The 26,960-nt window shown below is 52.8% G+C and carries 26 protein-coding genes; 9 read left to right on the top strand and 17 right to left on the bottom strand.

Features of this window, described 5'->3' with window-relative positions:
• Nucleotides 1-36: 36 nt before the first annotated feature.
• Nucleotides 37-1,713: a 23S rRNA (uracil(1939)-C(5))-methyltransferase RlmD gene (gene rlmD, locus J2Z18_RS27335; protein WP_210095624.1), complete on the bottom strand. Its 1,677-nt coding sequence runs from the start codon at nucleotides 1,711-1,713 to the stop codon at nucleotides 37-39.
• Between the two features lie 120 nt (nucleotides 1,714-1,833).
• Here rlmD and J2Z18_RS27330 point away from each other — a divergent pair, with 120 nt between their 5' ends.
• Entirely contained in the window at nucleotides 1,834-2,028 is a 195-nt protein-coding gene (locus J2Z18_RS27330) for a hypothetical protein (protein ID WP_028406872.1), read from the top strand.
• A gap of 170 nt (nucleotides 2,029-2,198) precedes the next feature.
• Here the strand turns inward: J2Z18_RS27330 and J2Z18_RS27325 are convergent, their stop codons facing one another.
• From J2Z18_RS27325 to J2Z18_RS27315, 3 genes are read right to left on the bottom strand one after another with little or no spacing between them, the layout of a single operon-like run.
• Complete coding sequence (locus J2Z18_RS27325) at nucleotides 2,199-3,080, bottom strand: diacylglycerol kinase (RefSeq protein WP_007131021.1); 882 nt, start codon at nucleotides 3,078-3,080, stop codon at nucleotides 2,199-2,201.
• Nucleotides 3,081-3,098: 18 nt separating this feature from the next.
• Complete coding sequence (locus J2Z18_RS27320; protein WP_028406871.1) at nucleotides 3,099-3,863, bottom strand: sirohydrochlorin chelatase; 765 nt, start codon at nucleotides 3,861-3,863, stop codon at nucleotides 3,099-3,101.
• A 2-nt stretch (nucleotides 3,864-3,865) separates the two neighbouring features.
• Nucleotides 3,866-4,156 carry a YerC/YecD family TrpR-related protein gene (locus J2Z18_RS27315; protein WP_028406870.1) on the bottom strand — a complete coding sequence of 97 codons (291 nt, stop codon included), beginning with the start codon at nucleotides 4,154-4,156 and terminating at the stop codon, nucleotides 3,866-3,868.
• Between the two features lie 319 nt (nucleotides 4,157-4,475).
• Here J2Z18_RS27315 and J2Z18_RS27310 point away from each other — a divergent pair, with 319 nt between their 5' ends.
• Nucleotides 4,476-5,102: a hypothetical protein gene (locus J2Z18_RS27310; RefSeq protein WP_007131018.1), complete on the top strand. Its 627-nt coding sequence runs from the start codon at nucleotides 4,476-4,478 to the stop codon at nucleotides 5,100-5,102.
• A 268-nt stretch (nucleotides 5,103-5,370) separates the two neighbouring features.
• On the opposite strand, the gene J2Z18_RS27305 is transcribed toward J2Z18_RS27310, so the two are convergent.
• The 5 genes from J2Z18_RS27305 to J2Z18_RS27285 form a co-directional block, all read right to left on the bottom strand.
• The gene (locus tag J2Z18_RS27305; protein ID WP_210095623.1) at nucleotides 5,371-5,736 is read right to left on the bottom strand and encodes a YrhK family protein; all 366 of its coding nucleotides are present in this window, start codon (nucleotides 5,734-5,736) and stop codon (nucleotides 5,371-5,373) included.
• A gap of 228 nt (nucleotides 5,737-5,964) precedes the next feature.
• Nucleotides 5,965-6,921: a magnesium/cobalt transporter CorA gene (gene corA, locus J2Z18_RS27300; RefSeq protein WP_007131016.1), complete on the bottom strand. Its 957-nt coding sequence runs from the start codon at nucleotides 6,919-6,921 to the stop codon at nucleotides 5,965-5,967.
• A gap of 105 nt (nucleotides 6,922-7,026) precedes the next feature.
• Nucleotides 7,027-8,007, bottom strand: coding sequence for an inorganic phosphate transporter (locus J2Z18_RS27295; protein ID WP_007131015.1), 981 nt, complete (start codon nucleotides 8,005-8,007; stop codon nucleotides 7,027-7,029).
• Nucleotides 8,008-8,021: 14 nt separating this feature from the next.
• On the bottom strand, nucleotides 8,022-8,636 hold the full coding sequence (locus tag J2Z18_RS27290; protein ID WP_028406869.1) for a DUF47 domain-containing protein: 615 nt from the start codon (nucleotides 8,634-8,636) through the stop codon (nucleotides 8,022-8,024).
• 213 nt (nucleotides 8,637-8,849) lie between these two features.
• Nucleotides 8,850-10,190 (bottom strand): DUF3048 domain-containing protein, encoded by a 1,341-nt coding sequence (locus J2Z18_RS27285; RefSeq protein ID WP_445933629.1) that lies wholly within the window; start codon nucleotides 10,188-10,190, stop codon nucleotides 8,850-8,852.
• Between the two features lie 717 nt (nucleotides 10,191-10,907).
• On the opposite strand from J2Z18_RS27285, the gene J2Z18_RS27280 reads away from it, so the two are divergent.
• The 3 genes from J2Z18_RS27280 (at nucleotide 10,908) to J2Z18_RS27270 (ending at nucleotide 13,037) form a co-directional block, all read left to right on the top strand.
• On the top strand, nucleotides 10,908-11,447 hold the full coding sequence (locus tag J2Z18_RS27280; RefSeq protein ID WP_007131012.1) for a DoxX family protein: 540 nt from the start codon (nucleotides 10,908-10,910) through the stop codon (nucleotides 11,445-11,447).
• A 281-nt stretch (nucleotides 11,448-11,728) separates the two neighbouring features.
• Nucleotides 11,729-12,253 carry a DoxX family protein gene (locus tag J2Z18_RS27275; RefSeq protein WP_028407130.1) on the top strand — a complete coding sequence of 175 codons (525 nt, stop codon included), beginning with the start codon at nucleotides 11,729-11,731 and terminating at the stop codon, nucleotides 12,251-12,253.
• Between the two features lie 241 nt (nucleotides 12,254-12,494).
• Entirely contained in the window at nucleotides 12,495-13,037 is a 543-nt protein-coding gene (locus tag J2Z18_RS27270) for a DoxX family protein (protein WP_144878511.1), read from the top strand.
• A gap of 985 nt (nucleotides 13,038-14,022) precedes the next feature.
• On the opposite strand, the gene J2Z18_RS27265 is transcribed toward J2Z18_RS27270, so the two are convergent.
• The 8 genes from J2Z18_RS27265 to J2Z18_RS27230 form a co-directional block, all read right to left on the bottom strand.
• Nucleotides 14,023-14,799 (bottom strand): DODA-type extradiol aromatic ring-opening family dioxygenase, encoded by a 777-nt coding sequence (locus J2Z18_RS27265; protein WP_007131008.1) that lies wholly within the window; start codon nucleotides 14,797-14,799, stop codon nucleotides 14,023-14,025.
• Nucleotides 14,800-14,876: 77 nt separating this feature from the next.
• Nucleotides 14,877-15,698: an alpha/beta hydrolase family protein gene (locus tag J2Z18_RS27260; RefSeq protein WP_007131007.1), complete on the bottom strand. Its 822-nt coding sequence runs from the start codon at nucleotides 15,696-15,698 to the stop codon at nucleotides 14,877-14,879.
• A 192-nt stretch (nucleotides 15,699-15,890) separates the two neighbouring features.
• On the bottom strand, nucleotides 15,891-16,142 hold the full coding sequence (locus tag J2Z18_RS27255; protein WP_007131006.1) for a hypothetical protein: 252 nt from the start codon (nucleotides 16,140-16,142) through the stop codon (nucleotides 15,891-15,893).
• Between the two features lie 250 nt (nucleotides 16,143-16,392).
• Nucleotides 16,393-17,265: a DMT family transporter gene (locus J2Z18_RS27250; RefSeq protein ID WP_210095622.1), complete on the bottom strand. Its 873-nt coding sequence runs from the start codon at nucleotides 17,263-17,265 to the stop codon at nucleotides 16,393-16,395.
• Between the two features lie 503 nt (nucleotides 17,266-17,768).
• Nucleotides 17,769-19,541: a BlaR1 family beta-lactam sensor/signal transducer gene (locus tag J2Z18_RS27245; protein ID WP_210095621.1), complete on the bottom strand. Its 1,773-nt coding sequence runs from the start codon at nucleotides 19,539-19,541 to the stop codon at nucleotides 17,769-17,771.
• A gap of 66 nt (nucleotides 19,542-19,607) precedes the next feature.
• Complete coding sequence (gene bla / locus J2Z18_RS27240; protein ID WP_210095620.1) at nucleotides 19,608-20,555, bottom strand: class A beta-lactamase; 948 nt, start codon at nucleotides 20,553-20,555, stop codon at nucleotides 19,608-19,610.
• 377 nt (nucleotides 20,556-20,932) lie between these two features.
• Entirely contained in the window at nucleotides 20,933-21,316 is a 384-nt protein-coding gene (gene blaI, locus J2Z18_RS27235) for a penicillinase repressor BlaI (RefSeq protein ID WP_040739251.1), read from the bottom strand.
• A gap of 153 nt (nucleotides 21,317-21,469) precedes the next feature.
• Nucleotides 21,470-23,497: a penicillin-binding transpeptidase domain-containing protein gene (locus tag J2Z18_RS27230; protein ID WP_210095619.1), complete on the bottom strand. Its 2,028-nt coding sequence runs from the start codon at nucleotides 23,495-23,497 to the stop codon at nucleotides 21,470-21,472.
• Between the two features lie 639 nt (nucleotides 23,498-24,136).
• On the opposite strand from J2Z18_RS27230, the gene J2Z18_RS27225 reads away from it, so the two are divergent.
• The 4 genes from J2Z18_RS27225 to J2Z18_RS27210 all read left to right on the top strand — a co-directional run bounded on the left by J2Z18_RS27225 (nucleotide 24,137) and on the right by J2Z18_RS27210 (nucleotide 26,571).
• Complete coding sequence (locus J2Z18_RS27225) at nucleotides 24,137-24,484, top strand: PadR family transcriptional regulator (protein ID WP_210095618.1); 348 nt, start codon at nucleotides 24,137-24,139, stop codon at nucleotides 24,482-24,484.
• Complete coding sequence (locus tag J2Z18_RS27220) at nucleotides 24,474-25,136, top strand: DUF1129 family protein (protein ID WP_007130999.1); 663 nt, start codon at nucleotides 24,474-24,476, stop codon at nucleotides 25,134-25,136. The genes J2Z18_RS27225 and J2Z18_RS27220 overlap by 11 nt, the downstream gene beginning before the upstream one ends.
• Before the next feature lie 130 nt (nucleotides 25,137-25,266).
• Nucleotides 25,267-26,199: a hypothetical protein gene (locus tag J2Z18_RS27215; protein ID WP_210095617.1), complete on the top strand. Its 933-nt coding sequence runs from the start codon at nucleotides 25,267-25,269 to the stop codon at nucleotides 26,197-26,199.
• An 81-nt stretch (nucleotides 26,200-26,280) separates the two neighbouring features.
• Nucleotides 26,281-26,571, top strand: a complete 291-nt coding sequence (locus J2Z18_RS27210) for a YfzA family protein (protein WP_210095616.1) — start codon at nucleotides 26,281-26,283, stop codon at nucleotides 26,569-26,571.
• The last annotated feature ends 389 nt before the right edge of the window (nucleotides 26,572-26,960 follow it).

Below are 26,960 nucleotides of genomic sequence, written 5' to 3'. Positions count from 1 at the left end.
GCCCCTCTTTACTATTCCCGCCAATACATCTCCGAATTAATTGTCCTTTCGCACCAACAACGCCACACACTCCACATGCACCGTATGCGGGAACATATCCACCGGCGTAACCTCTACCGTCCGGTATCCGCCATCCTCCAGTACCCGCAGATCCCTTGCCAATGTCGACGGGTTACAGCTCACATAAACAACCCGCTCCGGCTTCATCTGAAGAATCGTCTCCAAGAGACGCGGATCGCAGCCCTTGCGCGGCGGGTCGACGACGATGACGTCGGCCTCGATGCCCTGCTCTTTCCAGCGCGGGATGACGTCCTCAGAGGCGCCGACCTCGAACTCGACATGCGCCATGCCGTTGAGCTCCGCGTTGGCGCGCGCATCCTCGATCGCTTCCTTCACGATCTCGACGCCGTACACCTTCTTGGCATGCTGGGCCAAGAACAGGGAGATCGTCCCGATACCGCAATAAGCATCGATGACGGTTTCCTCCCCGGTTAACCCCGCATACTCCACCGTCTTCCCGTACAACACTTCCGTCTGAGCCGGGTTGACCTGGTAGAACGAGCGTGCGGAAATGGCAAATTTCACGTCGCCGATATAGTCATGGATGACTTCACGTCCCCACAGGACGCGAGTCACATCCCCAAAAATCACGTTCGTCTTCCGTGTGTTGATATTTTGGCAGACGCTGACGACAGCCGGCAATTCCTCGCGAATCGCCGTGATCCACTCGTTCATACGCGGGATGCGTTCGCCGTTCGTGACGAGCACGATCATCATTTCGCCGGTGGCAAAGCCGATCTTCACCACGACATGGCGCAGCAGGCCTTGTCCGCTCTCTTCATCGTAAGCGGTAATGCCGAGCCGGCGGCCGATGGCCTTAACGCGGCGCACCACTTCGTCGTTCTGTTCATGCTGGATCAGACAGGTCTCCATATCGACGATCCGGTGGCTGCCGCGGGCGTAAAAGCCCCCGACGAGGCCGCCCTCGGTCACGCCGATCGGCACCTGGGACTTGTTGCGGTAGCGCCAAGGCTCGTTCATGCCGAGCGTCGGACGGACGATGATGCCTGCTTCCGGCTCTTGATGTAGTCCAGTGCCGAAGTCTGCGCCTGGTTCATCATGGAGTCCGGTGCCGCTGATGTTGCCGGCGCCCGGCTCTTGATGAAGCCCGGTGTTTCGGTGCTCGCCGCTGACTTGAGCTTCGCGATCCGACGCGTTTTGACCTGCAGTCGCGGCATCAGCCTGTCCACTCATGCCACCCGCTGCTGGGGAAGCTCCTTCAACTCCGCTCCCCTCGCGCACCACCCGCAGCTTCCCGATCCGCTCCAGATTGTCGATCACAAGCTGCCGCTTCCATTCCAGCTGTGCGGTGTAATCCATATGCTGCAGCTGGCAGCCGCCGCACTGGTCATAGATCGGGCAAGGCGGAGCGATCCGGTGCTGGCTGCGCTCGACAAGCTCCAGCAGCTTGGCATATCCGTACTGCTTCTTCGTCTTGAGCACCTTCGCCCGGACCTTCTCGCCCGGCAAAGCTCCCTGCACGAACAGCGTATATCCTTCGACGCGGCCGACGCCCTCGCCGTCATGGGTCATCCCGATAATCTCGAGGATAACCTCGTCATTCTTCGCCACCGGCAGATCGGCGATGGCCGCGGAGGCTGCGGCCGGCTTGCTGCTGCGGCGCGAATCGCGCCTGCTGCGCTTCTTGTTCATGATGTGACATTCACTTCTTTCCGCTTTAGCTTCTATATCGATCTATACGTACGGTTACTCGTCTTCTTCATCTATTCCCATATCGCCCGGCATCCATAATATCTCCCATGGGGGAGACCCATGAGATTGCCGAACGAGCAGCTTCTTCCCGGATACAACAAAAAGCTCCCCCAAGGGAGCTTGCCTGCGAAAGCTCCGTCCATCATTATACGGGAGCTTCCTTCCATATTCAATCGGCATCGCCTGCAAAATCCAATCATTTACTTACAAGAGCCGGGAGACGGATGCGCTGAATCGGCTAAAGCATCCGGCTAGCATCCGCACAAGACCGCACAGACCCGGGCACGAACATCATGCGCCGCTTACGCCATTCACTCAACGACAAATGTCTCGCCATCTCTTGCTTTCATTCATTTAACGTCTACCGTCCCGCCAGTCCTTAACCAGGCTCCTTAAAGCCCACCCTGCACCACTACCTACCGGCATCAAGCAAAAATTCGCAGATGCTGCGGCAAAATCCGGAACGTGCCCGGCAGCATGCCGCCAAACTCGCCGTCCAGGTTCAGCTGCACCTGTCCCGGTGACGTAACCTCCATGTAGTCGGTGCGGAAATGCAACACCTTCTTGTCATTCACATGCTCGCCGCGCAGCGCGAGCGTGGCTACACGCACGAACTCCGCCAGGTTGCACTTGCGCAGGGCAATGACGTCGAACAGGCCGTCATCGATGCTGGCGCCCGGTGCGAGCTTGTCGAAGCCGCCGACCGAGTTGCTGTTGGCAATGAGGAACACCATGAACTCGTCATGAATGATCTCCTGCCCGCTGGCTTGGATGATGAGCTCCTGCGGCGTAAGGCTGACCATTTTCTCGATCCCCTTCAAATAATACGCCAGCTGCCCGATCATCGTCTTCAGCTTGCTAGGCACCTCATACGTAAGCTCCGTCAGCGTACCGCCCCCGGCGATATTAATGAAGTAGCGGTCATTCGCCTTGCCGACATCGATCGGGCGGGTCTCGCCCCGGATCACCAGGTCGCAGTACTCCTCCCAGTTCCTCGAGATGCCGAGCGCACGGGCGAAATCATTCGTTGTCCCCAGCGGAAAAATACCAAGCGGCGGCAGGTTATCCCTTCCCGCCATCCCGTTGATCACTTCATTAAGCGTGCCGTCGCCGCCGGCCGCAATCACAAGATCGTACCCCCGCTCCACGGCATCCGCCGCTTCACGGGTCGCATCCCCCTCCCCGGTTGTTGCATGGCAGGAGGTTTCAATGCCCGCGCTATCCAGACGGTGCAAAATATCAGCTAATCTTCGCTTCATTTCCTCCCGCCCTGAGGTCGGGTTATAAATTAATCTTGCATTTCTCATTAACGATACGCCACCTACTCATGATTTCAAGGATTGTATCATCAGATGGGCCTGGGACTCCATCCAATGCGACAGCAGCGGATGCGGAAGCAGGGTTTTGCCGGAATAGCGGCACGAGAGCCCCTGAATCCTGTCCGGAATGACCTTCTCTGTAAAATACCCCTCACTTAAAAAAAGCGGAGCCGCGATCACCTCGCAGCCGCGCTCCTTCCATTGCAATGCTTTCTCCCGGACATTCCCGGGGCTCAGCAGGGCATAATCGACGCTTGTGCCGCTTAAGGCGCCAACGCGCCCGGCAAGCCGGGACATGCCTTCCTCCCAGCGGCGGCGAAATCCATCATGCCTGCTGCCGTGTCCCACGAGAAGGATGACCTCCTTCTCGGGCTGAACGGACAGCTCGCTTACCTTATCCCACACCATGGCGGCGATGTCCGGATGATCGTCCATCGGCGTGCCGAAATGAACGGCGGCGCGGACCCGGAACGGCTCAAGATCCGTTTCCAGCTCCGGAACCGCCTTCGCTCCTATAGCATAAGCTATTTCGTCGACATGTGTGCTGCCTGATGACACAAATAGCGGAATGACCACAATGTCCGTAACACCCTGGTCCTCCAAAGCCGTAATGCCGTCCTGAATCAGACGGCCCTCTACCAATTCCAAGTATGAAGCTACGACCGGCATATCCATGCGGGCTGCCAGCTTGCCGACGGCTTCGTCCACAAGCGACACCCATCCTTGCTCCCTGGAGCCATGACTGATCACGAGCACGCCCGGCTGTGCCATCATTAACGCCCGAGACGCTCCAAAGTCATTTTATACCCATCATTGCCATAATTCAAACAACGCTTCACCCGCGAGATCGTCGCGGTGCTGGCTCCCGTTTCTGCTTCAATCTGGTTGTATGTGCATCCCTTGCCCAGCATCCGAGCCACCTCGAGCCGTTGGGACAAGGACTGGATTTCGTTAACGGTGCAGAGATCGTCGAAAAATACATAGCATTCTTCCACGTTCTTCAAGGTTAATATAGCCTCAAATAATTGATCAATGCTCTTATCATTAAGTTTCTTCAGCTGCACTGAATTATCATCCCCTATTGTTACTGTGTATAACACTCGCACTCCCATTGTACCCGAGCGGGTACAGTCTTTTCAAGCATTAACGATTTCACGCACTACAGGACGACCATACATTATAATCTTTGGTATGAACCTAAACGAGATGAATTAAACCTAGATCTCATATATTCCCTCATAATCCGCAGCTGTCCCCTCACATCATTCCCGTAGGCATCCGCCCGATTCCGCTCCTATCCCGAAAATCGGGACAATAGCCTAAACCCATCGCCCGCCCGGAACATACAGTATAGTATCTTAACTTACAAAGGAAAGTGATATGATGACTGGTCATTCCCACTATTATCACCGTCGACCTTCTTCCCAACGTCCTTCCCATCGCAGTACTTACCGCTCGCTGAACGAATCACTTCCCCAGGAATCGTCACCGTATCCCGGCCTGAATTCCTACAGCGAGTATCCAGATGCTAATCCATCCGCTTTATATCCATACACCGATTCGGTTCCGGCCTTAGCGCCGGTACCCGGCACGGAAGCTACTGCTTCGTCGTTCGCGCCGTCCGACAATTCGAACGGCGGCCTCGGCGGCCTTCTCGGCGGAGGAGGCAGCAGCGGAAGCGGAGGATTAGGAGGCCTCCTCGGAGGCCTGGGTCTGAAGAACATGGGCGATCTGAAAAACATTATCGACCGGATGGGAGGCATTGACGGCATCGTCAACAATCTCGGCAAGGTTCAAAAGGTCATGCAGGGCTTCCAGCAGCTCGCGCCGATGGTGTCCCTGCTGGCAGGAGCGTTCAAGAAGAAAAACAATCCGCCATCGGCTGATTACGCCGACTCCGGCGGCAATTACGAGTATACGCCGCCAAGACGACGTTCATCCGGAGGCGGCAAACGCCGGACCGGCTCGCGCAAGTCGTCCGGCTCCAGCAAACGCAGACGCCGGCGGTAGCCGAAAGGCGCCCCGAGGCGAGGGCGATGCAATCCCCCCGCAGAGCCCTTGCATTTTTAGGGCGCGCAGGGCACCGTCGGCTTACCCGGATATAATCAGGTTAGGCGGCAGTACATGACCGCTCCATGAACAGCTCCAGCCCTGAAAGCTCAGGGCTGGAGCATATTTTTGCGCCGGGTAGAGCATTCCCGTCTAACGTGGACATCAGAGCATGGCTTGAAAGATGCTTCAATGGCGTGAGCTTTTTACCGTATGTCGCTTACGCTGTTCAACGCGACCAATCCTGATCGGAGCTGCTCTCCTGATCGGCTGAATGCTCGAGCGATTTTAACCGGAACCAATAAGAGCCTCGAATGCCCGACCGCAGCAGCATCATAATGCTTCCGAGCAGGTACAGCACGGTGGAGATACGTTTTGTCCCCGGGTAGAACATTAAGATGCTGCCAGTAATAAACAGCAGTCCGGTCAGCAGCTCGCTAAGCATCATCCCCGCCTCGAAACGGCTGGTGACGGTTAGCCGGCGCTTTCGCGCCCGCGACAGTCGGAGCAGCCTGCGCAGCCCTCCGGTACGTACGGACAGGTTCAGGTGTCGTTTTCTATGGTGTTTGCCTTGTCGATTCAGACCGGGTACCATCGTAACTCCCTCCTCAGGAAGCCTTACCCGTGATGGACCATCCATAAACCCCGGCAGCCAAGCTCCGAAGATGTGTGCGCTGGAACTTAGTCTCAGACGATTAAGGGTCACATACCCAGCCTTGATTCCGTCTTTCGGCTTGTCTCAAGCAATTGTAACCTTGTCACCCGGCGCAGTTCTTCTCTTACATTCTTTTTGTTAACCCGGAATATCATCCAGAAAATAACACTATTTAAACCAGCCCCTGCGTATAAACCACATCACCATGCCGCCCCCGAGCAGGAACATTAGAACCAGCACGGCAAAGTAACCATACCTCCATTGCAGCTCCGGCATCACCTCAAAATTCATGCCATAAATGCCCGCAATCAGCGTCAACGGCATGAAGATCGTGGTGATCACGGTCAGCGTCTTCATGATTTGATTCATCCGGTTCGAATTTACGGAGATGTAACTGTCGCGAAGATCCGCCGTCATCTCGCGGTTGGTCTCGATCATGTCGGACAGCTTGAGCAGGTGGTCGTAGATATCGGAAAAATAAGCAAGGTGCACATGATGCTTCATATGCTGCGAGTTGATAATCCGATAGAGCAGATCCCGCATCGGCACAACCGTCCGCCGGAGGCGAAGCAGCCGTGACCGAAGGGCAAACACCTGGTTCATCAGCTCCTCCACCGACTCCCGTTCACCTTCATTCTCCAGATCCGCCAGCTCGTCCTCAATCGCGTACAAGCTCGGGAAATATTGATCCACCATCTTATCCATAATCGTATAAGCGGTGAAGCTGGGGCCATCCTCGCCAACCGCTCCCTTCCTGGCAGCCTCCACGACCCGGTCCCATGCATCATTTACCTCCGGCAGATTTTGCTGGTGGAACGACACGACGAGCCTTGGCGCGAGGAACAGATCCACCTCCACCGCCTGGAGCGTATCCGGATGCAGTGCATGCAGGACGAAGAACTGCATTTCATCGTAATAATCCAGCTTGGGACGCTGCAGAAAATGCAGGCAATCCTCAATGGCCAGCGGGTGAAAATGAAAATACGTCTCCAGCATCCGCGCCTCCTCCGGCGTCGGTTCGCTGAAATCCACCCAGACCCAGGCGTATTCCGCCATATTCATCTCGGCCAGCGACAGTCCCAGCACCGGCTCATAGCTCGGCGTGATGGCCAACGTGCGAATCATAGGCGTCCTCCCTTCTGCAGATATGTAATCGTCTATTAAAAAAAGCCAATCGTATGCTGATTGGCTCCACATCTATCCGTTATCTATCTGTAAGTAAGTATTGGTCTAGAAGAAAATTTTAAAGATAAGTCCCGCCAGCACAGCCGTAATCGGAATCGTGATGAACCAGGTTACGACAATTCGCCCTGCCAGGGACCATTTCACGGCGGAGAAGCGTTTCGCCGAGCCTACGCCGAGAATTGCCGATGTAATCGCATGGGTCGTACTGATCGGCAAGTGAAGCAGTGTCGCCGAGAAAATAACAGAGGCTGCCGAGAAGTCTGCGGCGAATCCGTTAATCGGCTCGATTTTGAAAATTTTCGTTCCCATCGTCTTGATGATCTTCCAGCCGCCGATCGAGGTTCCCAATGCCATCGCGGTTGCTGCCGCCAGCTTAACCCAGAACGGAACTTCCATCTCCGAGAGATGACCGGAAGTCACGAGAGCGAACGTAATGATCCCCATCGCCTTCTGCGCATCGTTCGTGCCGTGCGTGAAGGATTGGAGCGCAGCCGTAAAGATCTGCATCGTGCGGAAGCCCTTATTCACGGTGTGCGGACTGCGTTTTGCGAAGATGACTTTCAGCAGCTGCATCACCAGATAACCGACCACAAATGCGATGATCGGCGAAAGGACAAGCGCCAATACGATATCCGTAAAGCCGCCGTAATTCAGCTTATCGCTGCCCGCTCCGACGAAGACCGCACCGGTCAATGCACCGATCAGAGCATGCGAGGAGGATGAAGGCAAGCCGAACCACCAGGTTACGAGGTTCCAGATAATCGCCGACAACAGCGTCGCGATTACAACCTCGATTCCGTTATCCAGTGTAGCGGGGTCTGCAATGCTGCCGCCAATCGTTTTGGCAACGCCTGTGAACAGCATCGCGCCAACGAAGTTCATCGAGGCTGCAAGCAGAATGGCAACTCGAGGCTTCAAGGCACGGGTCGATACCGAGGTAGCAATCGCATTAGCCGTATCGTGAAACCCGTTAATAAAGTCGAAGGCGAGTGCCAGGAAAACAACGAGAATGATTACGATATCCATAGTTCAGGACTCCCTTACGAGTTACGCATAATGATGGATTCCAGCATATTCGCCACGTCTTCGCAGGTGTCCGTGGTTGTCTCAAGACGCTCATAGATCTCTTTCTTCTTGATCAGCAGAATCGGATCGGAAACGGTCGCGAACAGATCCTTAATGCAGATACGCAGCAGCTCATCGCCCTGGTTCTCCAGATCGTTCAAGCGGATCGTATATTCGCGGATCGCAAGAAGTTTTTTCTGCGAGAGCAAATGAATGGCTTTCTGAATTTCGTAGGCCGATTGACGAAGAATTTCTGCAAATTGCACGATGTATTCGTCAGGCTGTCCGAGCTGGTACATATAAAACCGGGATGCGGTGGCCTCGAGCCCGTCCATCACATCGTCCATGCTGGTTGCCAGGTCCATGATGTCGTCTCTTTCGATCGGCGTTATAAATGTTTTGTTGAGCTCCGTGATGATCGTATGGGTATAAGTATCACATTGGGACTCGAATTTTTTCATTTCATTGGCGAATTCTAGCACATCCTGAAGATTGGTAACGTGCTGTGAAAAATAATCTGCAGCTTGAACCACCGTGTCGGCCATATTCTCCAGGCATTGGAAAAATATATCCTTTTTCTTCATTTTCATACTCTTTAACCCCTTTACGGATAAATTGCCGCGAACGAAAGAAAAGATAGACAACCTTGAATATCTTATCACATCCGCCGCAGGGTGTGTATAGAAAACTAACACTCAAAAAAGTAAGAAACTAACAAGGAAGCGCATCCCTAGCCTGCTCCATACCTTTATGCCTGATACTTAACATCCCCGTATAAGGATATATTATCCGCCGCCCATGAATTATGGATTGGTTATGCTCACATGGCTCTCAAATGATGGAGAGTTAGGCACAATGTTGAAATATGTCGTTCCCGGAACAAGCGCCACCTCTGCCCCGTCCTTGACGAACCGGATCGCATCATTCGCGGCTCTGACCCACTGCCCCCGGATCACCTCGCCCCGTTGGAACAGCATGGCCTCGCCCCCGGTTTCTACATCCACGGCTAGACGCCCTATATCATCCAGCACTTTATGGTCGGCTCCGAGCACAATCACATTGGCAGCTTCCAGCTGCTCATTGTTATTAAGATCGACATGGGGAGACCCATTAATGGATCGCTTATACGTGCTCGTTGCTTCATCGTATTCATAGGAAACCACATAACTGTTCAGCAAAAAGGTAATGTCCACCTTGCCCGCGGCTTCTCCGGCTGCCTCCGTTTGGGACCCCGCTTCGCTGCCTGCATTCCCGGCATTTGCCGATTGTCCTGCACCGCCTGCGCTGTTCGCAGATGCTGAAGATTGCTCCGCATTGCTTGTATTTTCCGCAGCATCAGCAGATGGTTTCCCGCTATTCGTCGTTCCGTCTTGCTGCGTCGAACCCTCCGTGCCGTCCGCAGTTCCCCCGGAGGATGGGGTGTCATCGGTGCTATTCGTACCCTCGGTGCCATTCGTTCCACTCGTGCCTCCTGCAGGCTCTTCCGTAAGGAAGCTGTATTGCGGAACCTGAACCTGCTGATCATAGCCCATCTTAGCAGCAGCTTGACGCAGCTTCTCGTCGCTGGAATACAGATTATGCGGCGCTTTACGGTCCTTCGATCTCCAGAAAAAAGCACCGGCATTGCCGATTTCGTCCAAATCCTGCTTCCCCTGCTTTTGAATGATCGAATAAGCCTCGGGGCTGCCGCCGGCATGAACCAGAACGCCGCCATAGCTCTCGCCAAGACGGATCAGATAAGGACGAATGCTGCGGATCGGCCCGATCTGCTCGATGCCTTCTTGGCTTTGGAAAATCCCGATCAATCGCGTAATGCCGCCCTCGGCCAATACCTCGTATACGATATCGGCTTGGCTCAGCCCCGACTGCGGCCTTGCCGCCGGCGCGTTATTGATCATCACCGCCAGCGGCCGCTGCGTGACCGGCGCCTCAACCGCCAGCCCGGTTAAAGGCGCCCTGTACGGAGCCGGTGCTGCCGGCTCCTTCACATCCTCCACCGGAGGCTGTACCGGACTCTGTACCTCCGGACTCTCTACCGGCTCTGCTTGCGGCTTCCCACCACAAGCAGACAATGCAAGGACGGCCGCAATCGCCATGAAGCTTGTCCTCCATGCAAATTTGCCAAGTCGATGTTTACTGCGCATATCATTTCCCCCTATGGACTCTCCCAAATACTTATTACCCGAAATTTCCAACCGACAATTCAACTTTAATTTACATTTAATCATAAACGCTGCGCTTTGTCTGTAATAAAGAACCGTTCGTAAGGCGCCTGGCTCTAGGTCATTCATCGATCAAGTCTTGTAATCTCGGTTGATTCATAACTCGATAGGTTCTCCGCAAGCCTACCTTTCTATGGAAGATAACTCGATCGTCCTCCGGCAAAGCCTTTCTATCGGAGATAACTTGATAAGTTCTCCGCAAGCCTGCTTGGGGTGGGACCACGAACATTTGGCTGCTGTCATTGATGCCCTACAATTACCTCCCTTTCCCTGTAGTAGAACATTCACTTATTTCATCAGCCGATTCTAGGGGCAGACCGCGCAAGGTTTCAAACCATTTAAGGAGCCGCTGCCGTATTTCAGCCTATTTGAAGGGCAGTATGCAATGTATTTCAGAGGCAGAATGCTATGTTCACAAATTTGTGATTTTTATCACATTGTATTGTGAATAATTTCACGTATAATGAAAGTGTAAGAAAGGTGATCACTTAAACCAAACAGCACCAAGCAAGACAAAGCAAGAAAGTGAACAACAAGAAAGCAAACATTAGAAGTCACCAGTAAGCCATTTAACAACAACGACATCCATGAACAGACAACAATGCAAACGAAAAATAACTCAATTAAGGAGTGGTTCATATGTTTAACAATTGGCTGAGAACAAACAAAGTGGCAATGTGGTTGCTGACCTTCATCCGGGTCTACATCGGTTACGAATGGATGGTGGCCGGCTGGGGCAAATTGACTGGCGGCTTCGAGGCTGCAGGCTTCCTGCAAGGCGCGATCGCCAAGGCGACCGGTGACCATCCCGCTGTACAAGGCTGGTGGGCGGCCTTCCTCGAGCACGCGGCGCTGCCGGGCGTAAAGGTCTTCAACGTCATGGTCCCGCTCGGTGAATTCCTCGTCGGCCTCGGGCTGATCCTGGGTACCTTCACCACCTTCGCCGCCCTCATGGGGATCGTGATGAACGCCGCGTTCCTCTTCTCGGGCACCGTGAGCACGAATGCACAAATGCTATTGCTGCAAATGTTCATCCTGGTTGCTGCAGCGAATGCCGGTAAAATCGGTCTCGACCGCTGGGTAATCCCATATCTCCGCGGCCTGTGGAACAAATGGACACACAAAACGACCCGCCATGGCGACACGACGCCAACGCCGCTCAAGAAGCAAACGGCTTAATCGGCTGCAACTCAATTAGGCAGCATCCAAGTGATGGAGAACCACGGTTCTTCATCACTTTTTGGTATGTCCGGATCGCATTCCAAAACGCACAGGCATAAGCCAGGTGGAAGTGAATAATGTATTTTAATACGGATTTTTGAAAATATACATTGCTAATCACTTTCCCAGCGTGAACGAAAATCCTTGATGCGTTCACGCTTTCTGCGGTAATTATTTTCATTTTCTCAAAAATCCGAAAACAAAATATAGAATGATTATTCATGGAGGAGTGGTGTTGGATGTGGATGAGCTGGCTTCAGACAAGCAAAATCGCAATGTGGGTATTGACGATGATCCGGGTATGGGTCGGGTATAAGTGGCTGACCGCAGGCTGGACCAAGCTGACGGGGGGCTTCGATGCCAGCGGCTTTATGAAAGGAGCGATCGCCAAATCAGCCGGTGAGCACCCGCCGGTGCAGGGGTGGTGGGCGGCCTTTCTGGAGCATGCGGCGCTGCCGGGCGTAAAGTTCTTCAACATCATCGTCCCGCTTGGGGAGTTTCTTGTCGGGCTGGGTTTAATCCTCGGGACGTTTACCACCTTTGCCGCGCTGATGGGACTGGTGATGAATTTCGCCTATCTCTTCTCCGGCTCGATCAGTACGAACGGCCAGCTGTTGCTGCTTGAATTTCTTCTCATCCTGTCTGCGGCCAATGCCGGGAGGATCGGGCTGGACCGCTGGCTTATGCCCTTCCTTAAACGGAAGTTTGCCCGTAAAATGAATGTCAGTTATCATGAACCTCTTATGAATAATCAAACGGCGTAGCCAACGTAACCCTGCGTGCTCCTCTCAAAGAGCGCAGGGTTATTTCTTTTTTTTAATATAATTATGATTTTTATCACGAATGTGATTTTAATCACATATATTGTGATTTGTTTCACTTATAATGAAATCAGAAAGAGATGATCATCTTCCTCCCTCAACCAGATGAACACCAATAAGCCGGTCGAGGGCAAGCAACAACAATGAACTCAATAAAAAATCATCTTCCCAAGGAGTGGTTGATATGTTTAACAATTGGCTGAGAACAAACAAAGTTGCAATGTGGCTGCTGACCTTCATCCGGGTCTACATTGGTTATGAATGGATGGTGGCCGGCTGGGGCAAATTGACCGGCGGCTTCGAGGCTGCAGGCTTCCTGCAAGGCGCGATCGCCAAGGCGACCGGTGACCATCCCGCCGTACAAGGCTGGTGGGCGGCCTTCCTCGAGCACGCGGCGCTGCCGGGTGTAAAGATCTTTAACGTCATGGTCCCGCTCGGTGAATTTCTCGTCGGCCTCGGGCTGATCCTGGGCACCTTCACCACCTTCGCCGCCCTCATGGGCATCGTGATGAACGCCGCGTTCCTCTTCTCGGGCACCGTGAGCACGAATGCGCAAATGCTCTTGCTGCAGATGTTCATCCTGGTTGCTGCAGCGAACGCTGGTAAAATCGGTCTTGACCGCTGGGTAATCCCTTACCTCCGCGGCCTGTGGAACAAATGGACACACAAAACGACCCGCCATGACGGCGGCACAACCCCAACACCTCTGACAAAGCAAACCGCTTAACCGGCACCGCTGATACAGGGACGGGGCGAGTTAGAAAAATTCGTACCGACAATATGCGAGCACAATGCCCGGGGAGCATAACGACACAACGCCAGATGGCAAGAAGCTCCCCTGGACATCGAGCCCACCACCAGCAATGGCATAACCACCCGCCCACACCCAAAGCCCGGCTTGGCTTCTCAAGCCGGGCTCCTTTGTGCTTCCCGGGCGGCTTACACCCTACGGAGCTGCGCCGGTGCACCCACAGGGAGGGCCTCCGTCTCGGAGCAGCGACAGCGGTCGCTCTTTGGGAGCCCTTTGCCACCTTTACACAATATACATTCATGCAAAGGGCGGACAACAAGCGAGCGAAGAGACGGGGGACCGGACGACACAACTAGATCCGCCGGCTGAGCTCCCAACACCCCTCTTCCCCGCCCACACCCAAAGCCCGGCTTGGCTTCTAAAGCCGGGCTCCTTTGTGCTTCCCGGGCGGCTTACACCCTACGGAGCTGGGCCGGTGCCCCCCAGGGAGGGCCCCGTCTCGGAGCAGCGACAGCGGTCGCTCTTTGGGAGCCCTTTGCTACCTTTACACAATATACATTCATGCAAAGGGCGGACAACAAGCGAGCGAAGAGACGGGGGACCGGACGACACAACTATGTGCACCGGCTCAGCTCCCCCCTCTCCCCCGCCCACACCCAAAGCCCGGCTTGGCTTCTCAAGCCGGGCTGCTTTTGTGCTTCCCGGGATGCTTACACACCACGGAGCTGCGCCGGTGCCCCCTCAGGGAGGGCCCCCGTCTCGGAGCAGCGACAGCGGTCGCTCTTTGGGAGCCCTTTGCTACCTTTACACAATATACATTCAGGCAAAGGGCGGACAACAAGCGAGCGAAGAGACGGGGGACCGGACGACACCCCCAAGTGCACCGGCTCATGCTCCCGCTCCCCTTGAGCCCCCAAAGCACAATAAAGCCGGGCTTGATCGCCAAGCCCGGCTTCTCCTTTTATTGAAATGACCAGCAGTTCAAGCTTAAACTGCCATATTGGTAAGATTGAAACAACCGTTCCGCCTTGCGGCCGTTATCCGCAGCCCCCATCGCATAGAACAGGGGAACCAGATGCTCCGTCCCATAAGAAGGTACGGCTTCGCGGGCATGAGGCGCTTTCTTGTCATACGCGAATAACTGATGGAGATTCCACGTCTCCAGCTGCTCCGCTATCCATTCATCAAACTGTACCGCCCAATCATCAGGCTCGTCGCTCGGATGCACCATCCGCAGATTGTGCACGAGGCCGCCGCTGCCGATGATAAGAATGCCGTCCTCACGGAGATCGGACAACATTGCGCCGATCGAGTACTGCTCGCTGGGCGAGCGCTTGGAATCGATGGAAAGGGCAACAACAGGGATATCCGCATCCGGATACATTTGGCGCAAAATGACCCAGGCCCCATGATCCAATCCCCTGCCGGTAACCGGTTTGGCATGCAGATTGCCTGCCTCGAAGCGCTGCATGATCTGATTCGTCAGCTCCGCGCTGCCTTTGGCCGGATAGGTGATCTGGTACATCTCCTCGGGAAATCCATAAAAATCATGCATCGTGCCATGCTCGGCATCGTCAGTCAGGCGCTGATCCGGATCATCCCAGTGAGCTGAGAATACCGCAATGCCTCGGGGCTTCGGCAGTTCCCGTCCCAAACGTGCGAGGAAACGGGTATACTCGTTGTCCTCCAGCGCCATCATCGGCGAACCGTGTGCAATAAATAGAGCAGGTAACGTCATGGATGCCACCTCCAGCTTCAAAATCAAGGGACAACTCTATTGTACCGTTATTCTGCCCAATATGCCAAATAACTTCCTCAAATACTCCAATGCTGCCATTCCTGCTGAATATGCTCTTGCTCGTCCAGCCAATCCCGGGTTCGCTTCAGCAGCAGCTCGCGCTGCGGGCCGGCAGAATAGGTGTGATCCGCCTGAAAAATAATCTCCTTATCGCACCGGCCTTCCGAGCGCATCCAGAACACCTTTTGATACAGAAAAGCATAGTCCACCGGGATAATGTCATCCGAGGTGCCGTGAATGACCAGCACATTGCCCGTAAATTTCAGAGCCTCTTGGAACGGCTGGCCCTGCGCCAATGACTCGAAAAATACCGGAGTGAACGAGTACCCCAAATAATCGGCAGCACCCGATTTGACGGCGGTGTCATATACGTCGCGGCCCGTGATTTTCACAATATCGTTGAAAGGATAGCCTACCGCTGACCATAGCACGAGATTTTTCACCCGGCGGTCCCGCACGGCGGTCTGGAGCGCTACCGCGCCGCCCAGGCTGTGGCCGATCAGCGTAATTCGCTGGGGGTCGACATCCGTGCAGCTGAGCGCATAATCCAGAACGGTCCGCGTCTGGGCGATCATCGACTCCAGCCCCTCGCTGCCGTAGCTGCCCGAGCTCTCGCCGCAGCCGATATAATCGAACCGAATGACCATATGCCCATCTTGGGCGAGTTCACGCGCGGTTTTGACGAACAGGCGGTCAACCCCGATGCGGCTCCCCACAAACCCGTGGCAAATAATAATCAGCGGCACCCGGCTGCTTCCAGCATCCGCCTCCTTCTGCGGATAATGTATCGTTGCTGTCAGCTCCTCTTGACGATGCCGGATCGTAATTTGACGCTCCATCCTAATTCCTCCCCGCGAAATCAGACGCTTTTAGATACTATAATAATTCCGATAAGTTTAATATGAATTAATTAAACTTATCTTAGCATCGTGATGCGCGGGTTGTCAACAATTCACAAAAATCGAACCCCAGGTATGCGGCTACCGCTTGTGTAAGGTAATCACCCTGAATGCTGGCTTATATCCTTCGTCCTACTCATAGCTTTGGCGGAACATCGCATGGGTCTCCTCGCGGCCATCCCAGCCGTTCAGCCAGCTCTCTCCATCCGCCCCGTCGTTCCATAGGGACGGATCCGCCATCCCTGTCCGATTCGGGTGCACTGCATCCTGTGCGGGTTCTGCGCCTTCTTGTCCCCCGGAGGCATAGTCCGGGTCCAACTCCAAGGCGTATCCGGAGGATACGGTTTCATTCCTGTTATACTGTTCGTCAAAGTAAGCACTCATCTAAAAATCCTCCTTCCGCCCCGTTCGGCGAGGCCTGTATGGTCATTTCTGAATGCTTATTATTTTGAAGTACGAGAGGCGGAATTATACTCCCGCTCCCAAATATGCTAAAACCCGACGGTGCTGCGAGAAAGTGGTCTATGATAATTAAGGATTTCGTGGACTTAACGCCCATGACGCTGCTGAGACCTTTCTATATAGAAAGTAACCCCCTTCAATTGAGGAATTGAAGGGGGTTTTGAACTACCCATTATTTTTCTTTAATAACCAGTAACACGCCCATGAATATGAGAATGGAACCGATCCAAAATGTTGCTCTGATGCTTTCTTCAAGAACAAGCCATCCAAGCAAAGTTCCCACTACGGGTTGAAAAAAGAAAAACATCCCCCCATTTGAAGCATTTAGCATTTGCAATCCACGATTCCAAAGTAGAAATGCACCTGCCGTCGACACAATGCCTAAATACAAGATTCCGCCCCAAATTTTCGGGTCAGCCAGTTGAGCGATGTTCAAGACGTGTAACCGCGGCAAGACAAAAGGGCTCAGTATAGTAATGGCCACCAAAATAGAATAAGTCGTTACCGCAATTAGTGAATAATCCCTCGGCACACGCTTTACAAGCACAGACATGAATGCCCATGTCAGCGCAGCTGCAAGAAGCCAGACACCTCCGAGTTTGCTTGTAAAACTAATCTGTCCTACACCTACAATGAGCAAAACCCCAAGGATTGCCAAACAAATGGATATCCCCTTTTTCAAAGTTAACCGCTCTTTAAGAAGTAAGCGAGCAAACACCACCATGAATGCGGGAGTTGTGGACGTGATAATTGCTCCCATTTGCGCGGAAGACAACATGGTACCGGTTTCCTGTGCAACGATCGAAACTGCATTTCCGATGATCCCAATGGCTATGATGATTAAGAAATCAGGTTTACGAATTTGCCAGTTTTGACGCGTTGCCAAACCGACCATGAGCAGTGCTGGAACAGCTACTAAATACCGAATCCATACCAATTCCAGTGGAGGTATGACCGACACGACAACTTTTACAACGACGTACATACCTCCCCAAATACTGGAAGATAAAATCAAATATAAAGAACCTAATAATGCGTTTTTCATTTTGTTCCCTCCGTTTTTAGATAGGGTTTAGCAAGCCCTTAACGGAGAGATGGAGCCACCTTCACTCCACTAAGGGCGTAAAAGTGCTACAGGCACATCGTTTTCAAACAAAGGAGAAAAAAACATAAATGAATCACCTCTCATCCCGCGAGTAACTGCGGAAATGCTAGTCCTAATATTTGTCCTATCGTAACAAAAGAATTAACTTTTGAACATATACAAATCGTCATAAACTGCTGTCAAATTTAAGAACATCAGTTTATAGCAAGGCGACTCCAGTACGTCATAATAAAGTTCCTTCATCCGAGTTTACACACAGAAAAAAGCATCCGCCCAAGATCCATATCTTAAGCGAATGCGATCACCCCACGTTTTCAATTGAATGCTCTCGCCATTCTAGAGACGGCCGTCGTGCACGGCGCCCTACCCTCGCAACCTCTTAGCAAGAATTTCCCCTCATGAGCAACGTCTTGACTGAAAAAACACCCCTTCTATTCCCTGCTTCAGTAGATGCCTTTATCCTTCAAAATCCGCAATGAAATTTCGGCCGCCCTACTCCCGCTCGCCTGATCTTTATGCGCAATATTCGTTGCAAAAAAGTAAGTGTTGCCCTCGTTCTCGACGTAACCGACAAACCAACCGTTCGTGTTTTTATGATTGACCGTGCCTGTGCCGGTTTTGCCGAACAGACGGGCACCGCCCCGTTCCTGCAGTTGGATCGCTTGCTTCACCGTCTCGATATGCTTATCGTCGAATCCGAATTGGTTCGTATAGAGCGCCTTCAGCAATTGAACCTGCTCAACCGGCGATATCGCTAATGACGATTCCAGCCAAAACGGCCCGGACCTGCCGGATAGATCGGCATTCCCGTACCCGATTCGCTCGAGATACCCCTGCAGCTCGCCCCGGTCCATCCGGTTCTCCATCGCTTGGAAGTACCAATTGACCGAGCTATCCATCGCCGTAAACAGGTTATGGTCCCTATTCCAGGCATCGTACGGGTATTTTTGGCCGTTCCATTCGATGGTCGAGCGTTCGGCCGAAATGGCCCCTGATTCTAGTCCGAACAAAGCGCTGTAGATTTTATAAGTAGAGTCCGGAGACACTCTCCGCGTGCTTTGCGATTCGTTATAGATGCGGTATTGGTCAGCATTCAGGTCATACAGCACGAACGTTCCTTCATAATCCGAAAAATAGGCGCTCAGATCCTCGTATTCGGTATGTTCACCCATAAAATCAAATCGCGAATCGTCCCGGTACATGGCCTCTGCGACGGGAAGCTGGCTTGCCACCATGAGAGCTGCAAGCGCAACGACCGCAAGACTCTTGATGTTTTGCCGCCTGGAGTCCGCCCGAAACCGGACAATCGTCTCGATGCGATGTCGGATCGGGCTCTTCGGGCCCACAAAGGGGCTCGCCAGCGAGAACGGCACGGAGTGCGATGCTCGGCCCGCAAAACGGAGAATCGTTTGGCCGTAATCGCTATGGAAGCGTTCGTCCAAGGATGACAGCACGGCGTGATCGCAGGCGATTTCACGATCCAGCCTCATCTGCTTCAAAGCCATCCAGATGAGCGGGTTGAACCAGTAGACCGCTTGAAACGCCACGATCCCGTAATTCGTAACGTTATCCTTCGTTTTCCAATGGTTTAATTCATGCAGCAAGATATATCGGATTTCATCCATGGAAAGCCAATCCATGCACCGGGACGGCAGCATCAGGTAGGGTTTCAGCACGCCAGCCAGCATGGGCGATTGAACAAGCGGCGACTCCAACACCACCACTTCCCGGGTGATATGAAGCTTCCGCTTGCACTCCTCCAATAGGGCCAGCACATCCGAATTCGATACGGGGCGGGCCGTTTTTTTCATCCGTCTGATGCTCAGCCAAGCTTGCAGAATGATCAGGGCAAAAACAAGCAAACCTGCGATCCATATGCCTACCGTCATGGTTTGCAGAAACTCCGGCGTCCCCCGGTTCACGGAGATGGTGAAGTCCTGCAGCATATTCGCATTAGCAGCCTCTTGCAATCCGGCCCCGTCCCCGGCAACGCCTAAGTCACGGTGCTGCGGCCCGCCCAAACCGGGAACCCACGATGAGAATTGAAATAAATGCCCCGGCATAAAAGGAATCGTTAACGCGACCAATAACAGCATCCAAATCCGGTAGTGCCACCTCGCGGTAAGTTGTTTTCGAAACACGGCTTTGATGCCCATCATTCCCGCTGCGGAAATACTAGATATGATACAGCCTGCGACCAGCATCGAAAACAACATGTCGCCGCTCTCCCTTCTCCTTAACGAGATACTACCACTATCGCATGACCCGGGCGATATATCAAATCAATCCCTCAGGGCCGAAAGCACAGCTTCCGCTGCCTTAGCGATCAACGCATTGTCGTAGTCTGCATCCTGCGCATCCCGGCTTGATAAAATCGCGAGCACGATCGGATCGCCCTCCGGAGGCCAGACAATGGCGATGTCGTTCCGCGTTCCATAACTCCCTGCCCCCGTCTTATCACCGACGACCCAACCTTCGGGCACGGCCGCGCGAATCAGCTCGTCGCCCGTCGTGTTGCCCCGCAGCATGTCCGTGAGTATCGTTTGTTTATCCTCTGGAAGCACATCGCCAAGGGCAAAAGCGTTGAGCGAGGTGGCTAAAGCCCGTGCCGTGCTTGTATCACGGTCATCCCCAGGCACAGCCTCATTCAGTTCGGTTTCGTAACGATCGGCCTGGATAACCGTATCGCCGATTTGCCGCAAAGCCGCCTCAAAGCCGTCCGGTCCGCCCAACTGCTTAAGCAGCAGATTGCCGGCCGTGTTGTCGCTATAGCGAATGGCTGCATCCATAATATCTCTAAGGGTCATCCCCGTCGAAACATGTTTCTCCGTAATAGGCGAATAGGTCACGAGGTCCTCGGCGGAGTAGGAGATCATCTCGTCGATGTCCTCGACGGAATTCTGCATAAGCACCGCGCCCGAAGCCAGCGCCTTAAAGGTCGACGTATACGCAAAACGCTCATCCGCCCGATAAGCGATCGTCTCCCCCGATCCCGTGTCGATGGCGTAAACGCCGAGCCTCGCGTCATATTCGTTCTCCAGGTTTTCAAACAACGGATCGGTTGCTGCTGCTTCCACGGTAGACGACGGCGGAACCTCCTTCCCGGTCTCGGCGGCTGGAGCTTCATTCTTCATACAACCGGCAAGCATAAGTATAGCGGTTAGCACAATCGGTACTATGGTCCATTTCGGCTTGGTCCGAAAATGATATGAATGTTTTGCTTTTAACATATGCAATCCTCATTTCAGCTTGATCTTGGATGGTGCGAATGCTTTCTTAGTCCCCCTTTCCAATCAGTTGGATTACTAATGTAATCTATTTCATTATACTACATTTGTAATCTGTTGTTGTCAAATGCTCCGCATGATCTCTTTTTGAAACGCTCGGTCGTGCAAGTTGAACCCTATTTTTCCAATAAAAAAGAGCTCGTTCCAACCTTCAGAACGAACTCTCCTTGGCTTTACATGAATCGTTTATCCCCTATTTCCGATCCTCGACCGCTGGCTTGTCGTCCAAGCGTCGACGCTTTAGCATCGTGCGGCAGTCATCATTACACCGCGCGCCGGGATAGGCAGCGGCTAGACCGCTATTTGCGCAAAGTCATCGGTTACCGCTTGTCGGATTTCTCGTTCAGCATGTTACGCAGCTCCTTGATCTCCTCTTCCGTTAGCGACTCCTCTTCGAAAAAATGAACAAGCATCGATTTCATCGTCCCGCCATAGATACGATTGAGAAACGACTTCGCCTCAGCCCGCTGACACTCGCTCTGGGAATACAGCGGCGTGAACGTGTACACTTTTTGATTCTGGTTGACGCCGACCACCTCTTTTTTGACCAGACGGTCGAGCAAGGTACGAATTGTTTTCGGCTTCCAATCGGTTTTTTCCTGTAATGCTTGAATGACTTCGCTGGCGGTAAGCGGAGATCTCTCCCACAGCACGTTCATGACTTCCCATTCCGCTTCCGAAATTTTTGGCACTTGCTCAGGCACTTTCATCACTTCCCGATTCATTTTGACTCCTCCGCAGATTGAAGGGCGGCATGCCGCATACCTTCCGCGGTCCAATCCCGGATGGAAACAAACGGTCCGATCCGGCTGCTGATCTTAATATCGCATGTCTCTTCCAATTTTTCAAACCGGACGTTAGTGCCGGTTCTCCACGTAACCCTTCACCACCGGCGCGGTTTTGCGAACGACGTAGCCGCTGCCGCCGCGATCGCGCACGTCCTCGATCATAACGGCCATCAGAAAATCGAATCCGTCTGCATCATAAACGACGAACCACCCGTTCTCCTGCCCGCTTTCCGCTTTCGTTCGCTTCAACTCTGCGGTGCCGGTCTTCCCCGCAATTTTGCGGCCCGGGATATATGCCCCGTGCCCTGTCCCTTTGGGATCGTCGACGACCCTAAGCAGCATACGATGGATGGCTTCGGCCGTGTCCGGGGTCAAAACCCGTTCTCCCTGCGGTTCCCCCTGAAGCTCCTTGCCTTTCTTAAGCTCCAATACGGGCGCAATCAGCTCCCCTTCATTGATGAATGGGGTGTAGGACAAGGCCAGATGCAGCGGGCTCATCTGGACTTCCCCTTGTCCATAGGAGGAATCGGCCAGCAGAATTTCGTTCGTGATGCCATCGTTCGACAGGCTTGCCTTCGGGAACGGATAGTTAATCGGCAAAGATGCGCCAAACCCGAATTTCTCCGCCTCCCTGCTGAAATCTTCGGCCCCCATCTCGAGCGCTTCCTGGGCCAAATAGATATTGTCGGAATTGACGATCGCGTCGGTAAGATCCTCGACGGGAACGTCCCTCACCCGTTTCACGTAATAGCTCCCCCAGCTGCCGTCCTTGACCCAACGCAGTCCCTCGATCGTTTTGACCTCATCGACGGAGCTCACGCCAAGCTGCAATCCGATGGAAGCGGTAATCGGCTTAAACACCGAACCGGGGGCGTACAGCTTCGTGAATCGGTTCAATAACGGCTTCTTGGGGTCCTCGTTCCACGATTTCCACTGCTCCTCCGATAATCCTTGGATGAACAGGTTCGGATCGTATGCCGGACTGCTGACCAGCGCCAAAATCTCCCCCGTCCGCGGATGAATGGCCGCCCCCGTTCCCGCGTCTCCATCCAGCGAGCGATACATCGATTCTTGCAGGCCGGCATCGATGGTCAGGCGGATATCCTCGCCGTTTGCCGGCTCGACCTTCGCCAGCGTCTCACGCACCGTTCCGTCCGCCGCGATGATCGAGATGTGGACGCCGTCCTTTCCTCTAAGCCGATCGTCGTAAATTTGTTCGAGTCCGGCTTTTCCGATCACGTCGTCGGGCTCCAGGTTTTTGTCCTTATGCTTCTCCATATCCTCCGCGGTGACTTGCCTGATATATCCGGTTAAATGAACGGCCGCTTCCCCGTAGGGGTAGACCCTGGCGCCTTTGTCCCGTTTCGTTACACCCTGCAAATCGCTAAAATCAAGGCGGGCCCGATCCCCCGTCGCATTGACGATCGGCACGAACACATTATCCTTGACCCACGAAGCCGCGAGTTTTTCCCGAATGAACGATTCCGGGATTTCAAGCCGCTTCGCAAGCTGGGCAATCGTCTTCTCCCTGGCCTCTCCAAGTTCGCCCGGCACGATCCCGATCACTTCAATGCTTCCGTTGACGGCAAGCCCGTTGCCCGACCGGTCATAGATTTCCCCCCGCCTCGACTGCAGCGTGCGAACCGTCACTTTATCCCCTTCTTCCATCGATGGGAAGAGCAGGGATGGCTTCCAATCCACTTTCCATTCACCCGTCTCCTGGTCCCTCGCCACGCGCATGGCCCCTTCAACGTCAATCGGGCCTGCGCTCGTATTCATCTTAAGCTGATATGCAAACGTCTTTTCGCTTAATCCGTCGTCAGTCGCCGGCTCGCCGGCTTGAGGCAGCGCGGTCACGCTCAGATTGCTCATGCCGATGCCCTCGTAAATGGAACGGTAGCGAGCCGCGAACGCCTCTGCAGGAATCGCCTCTTTCGCCGCTTTGGAGACCAGCTCGTACATGGCTTCATATTGTCCCTGCTGCCAGAGCCCGATGTAGCGATCGAACACCTCTTCCGGGAGGGTCTCTTTCTCTTTGCAGCCCGTAAACATGATCAGGATGATGACGATACAGCCCACATATCGAACACAACGCATGAAATCCCCTCTTTTCCGATTCTTGATAGAATGTTGCCCTTAGATTTGAGCTGCCGGAGTTTCGGCTCTCTTGCCGTAGCCCTTTTCAAACGCCTTCCCAAAAACAGATTACTAATGTAATCTAAATTGAATACTACATTTGTAATCAGGATGTGTCAATAACTCGAATCTATCGAAGCTGATGCGGATCCCATCACGCCTTGCTTCTTGTGATCGTCAGTTCGGAGACTCGACGATGGACGCTCGACATCGGTGAGGCTCGACATCGGAGAGGCTCGACAACGTGACTCGACCACCCAGCTCCATGACAGTGGCTCGACGACATGGCTCGACCACCCAGCTCCATGACAGTGGCTCGACGACAGTTGCTCGACCACGAGAGGCTCGATAACGGAGGATGAGCCCATCAACCTTTTTAGCAAAGCCGCGTATTCCTGTCCTTCCAGCTAGCACATAGCAGATAACATTCGATCGACTATCTTGCATTGCAAGTCAAGTCATGCTAAGATGGGTTGCATAACAAGGTAGCGGTTAACGTAAGGTAGCAAATCAGCCGGAGGGTTACTGAAATCCAGATTCTCTGCCGCACCCACCTACCTTGCATAACAACCTAGTCGGAAAAGGAGACCACCACCATCTATGACAACACAAAGCCAGATGCTCAAGGGCATTCTCGAAGGTTGCATCCTGGCGCTTATGAAGCACCGGGAAGTGTACGGCTACGAGCTCAGCACCTTGCTGGAGAACAGCGGACTGACGTTTGTAAGCGAGGGAAGCATCTATCCGCTCCTGCTTCGAATGCAGAAAGAAGCGTTAATCGAAGGCACCCTTCGTTCCGAGCCGGGTGCAGGCGGACCACCCCGCAAATACTACAGGCTGACCGGCAAAGGACAGGAGACGCTGCAGCAATTTAAGCTGCATTGGGGAACGCTTAAAGAGAGCGTGGACTTTATTTTAACTTCCGGAGGCAAAAAGCATGAAGATTAAACAAATGATCAAGGAAAACAACCGGCTTCAGGATGCAATGACACCCGGCAATTTGTCATATTATCAGGACATGGTTGTCTATATACGAAGCAGTTCCGTCAATGAAGCAAAGGGCGAGGAGCTGCTGCTGGAAATCGGCCAGCATCTGCTGGATGCTCAGGCTAAAGGAAAGACTGCGGAAGAAGTCTTCGGCAGCGATCCGGAAGCCTATTGCAAAGACCTGGTTGAGCAGCTGCCGCCTATGAAGGGCCTCAACAAACTGCAGCTTCACGTTATGATTCCTTGGATCTCGTTGACATGGTTCTTTTTCGTGCAGGCGATCGTTGGTTTTATTGTCACTTGGACGGGAGGTCCGGTGGAACGGATGACGCAGGTACGGGTTTCAACGCTGATTCTCCTGGCCGGAGGCTCCTACATCTTGATTCAATTAATAATGAAATGGATGAAGAACGGAACGTTCCAGCCGGAAGAAGAGCGGCGCAAAATCAATATCCGCCATATGGGCATTTACGTCGTTATCGCTGTAGTCATTCTTGTCGGCGGCGTGTGGCTGGGGCGGCTGCTCCCGGTGCTTCATATTCAGCCTTGGGTCAGCCTTGTCATTTTTGTCATCGGACTCTTGGGAACGAAGCTGTTTTTTTCGAGCAAATAATGCAAAATCGCCGCAATTTCGTTATAGTTCATGAAGATTTTTTTAATATTTTCCAAAAATATTGTAAACCAATGTCCGGTAGAAGGTGGTAGGATAAGGGTAATGCGTGGTAAAAGGAGGAAATCTCTTTATGAAATCCAAAAAGTCCGCCGTGGCTGCGATCCTTGCCCTTGCTCTATCCCTTCAGACGGGAATCATTGCGGGAGCAGCCCCTTCTTCGGAAACCAAATCAGCTTCAACAGCCGCCTCAAATAAAGCCACTGCCTTCGGCAATGCCGTATACAACAAGGCCAGCAAATTGCTGAAGGAGAAAGACGTCGCATACGCCAAGACGTATATCACCAAGCATATTCGCAGCGTAACCCGTTATCAGGCGACCATGCTTGTATTGAAGCTGGAGAATGCGATGAAAAAGCAGCTGTCAGCCAAGACCGACATCGTCTATAAAACCGGCATCCAAGACAAACTAATGAACATTTACAAATACAATGAGCCCATCAGCGCTACGCTCAGCCGCACGAAGGACGACAATCTCAGACAAGTCCTGATCAATTTGCGCGACAGCGGCTACCGGTTGTTCACGACCGAAGGCGTTGTATTCCCGATCGTCGACTATAAGTCGCTGGTGTCTTACAAGCCGTATATTAACAAAGATATTCAAGCCTATATCGACATCATGGTGGTTGAATCCGAGAAGGTATCCGTCAGCGATGGTGCACTCATTATTCCTTGGTCGGACGTCATTGATCGGGGGCTGGTCCAGGAAGCTTTCCTAAAAGCTCATCCTAAATCAAACCGGGCCGCTGAAGTGGAGCGCATGCTGTGGTTCATGGAGTTCAGCCTGTTCTACGGCTACAACAACACGCCGCTCTTCGCTTATGAAGATAATCTCCTTGATCCCGAGGTGCGCCAAGCGCTGGATCAAGCCTTGAAGCGCAATGACATCGAGAACAGCCCGTTCCTGAAAAAGCTAAAAGCCTGGTCCGACGTCCTTAAAAGCAACAATGACAAGCTGACAAAGGAAGTCGAGGACTACCGCCAAAAGGAGTTCCCGCTGGAATAAGCGATTGGAACTTAATTCTTAAATAGCCATATTTATTTTGTAATATATAGAGAATAGTAACTTGATTAGGATGGGATTACTTTGGTTAGGAAACAAACGATTGTACCATTTTTGAAAAGCTATTGGGTATCTACTATTGGCGTATTTTTATTATCACAAATGTTCTTTTTCACATCTGAAGCAACAGGTTGGATACTTAACTACAGAGATACGGATGGAACGTTATTTGGAAGGATTCTTGACTCTACTATTTTCACTGAATGGTTTAATTTCTACGAAACGCCCCAATATAATTTACTTACTGTCTTTTTTGGCATCTTTTTTCTTGTTCCTGGAATAATCAGTGTGATAAGAAAGGTTTTTTCTCGCTGAGTTTAAGAACCTTACCTACACTTTAGGAAAACGAATACCAATTGCTGATTTAAGTTCTAATTGTTATGTGTCCAATTGGTTTAACTGCATTATGCTAAGCACTTTGAGTACAACCAAAAAGCCGGATTCCTGGAAGGGGAATCCGGCTTTTCAATGTGAGCGCAAGTCAACGCTTCGCACTTACAAGTTCCAAAAATGGAATTGTTCACGGGATTTCACGCCGCGACTCACCAACAAGTCCCCAAAAGGGACTTGTTCGCGGGATTTCCCGCCGCTACGCACCAACAAGTCCCCAAATGCTCTTCTGTCAAGAAAGTAGACACCTCTAAGCTAAGCTATGCACTCGTAATAGCACTGCTCAAAACGCACCGGGGACATATACCCAATCG

The organism is Paenibacillus lactis (assembly GCF_017873605.1).
Classification (GTDB): Bacteria; Bacillota; Bacilli; order Paenibacillales; family Paenibacillaceae; genus Paenibacillus_AQ; species Paenibacillus_AQ lactis.
This window is presented reverse-complemented; position numbering and strand designations above follow the sequence as displayed.